Annotated in this window: 1 protein-coding gene; it reads left to right on the forward strand. The window is 45.0% G+C overall.

Going from position 1 to position 238, the window contains the following annotated elements; translation table 11 throughout:
• On the forward strand, window positions 1–238 hold a 238-nt coding region (gene bufA1, locus AAEY72_RS16265), incomplete at both ends, for a BufA1 family periplasmic bufferin-type metallophore (protein WP_352311721.1).

Below are 238 nucleotides of genomic sequence, written 5' to 3' on the forward strand. Positions count from 1 at the left end.
GTTTTAAGTGCGGGTGCTGTGGCAGGTCCAAACAGTCAATTAACCGTTGCAGAAGGTGCTTCAGCAAAAGTACAAGAGCAATTTAAAGGCTGGGTAGCTGGTGATAAAGTTCGCGGTCGTAAAGATAAATGTTTTGGTATTGCTTTAGCGGGTGAAAATGATTGTAAAGCAGGTGCAGGAACGAGTTGTGAAGGCACTTCAACGACAGACTTCCAAGCTAACGCATGGACATATGCAC

The organism is Psychrobacter sp. W2-37-MNA-CIBAN-0211, assembly GCF_040309405.1.
GTDB classification, from domain to species: Bacteria; Pseudomonadota; Gammaproteobacteria; order Pseudomonadales; family Moraxellaceae; genus Psychrobacter; species Psychrobacter glaciei.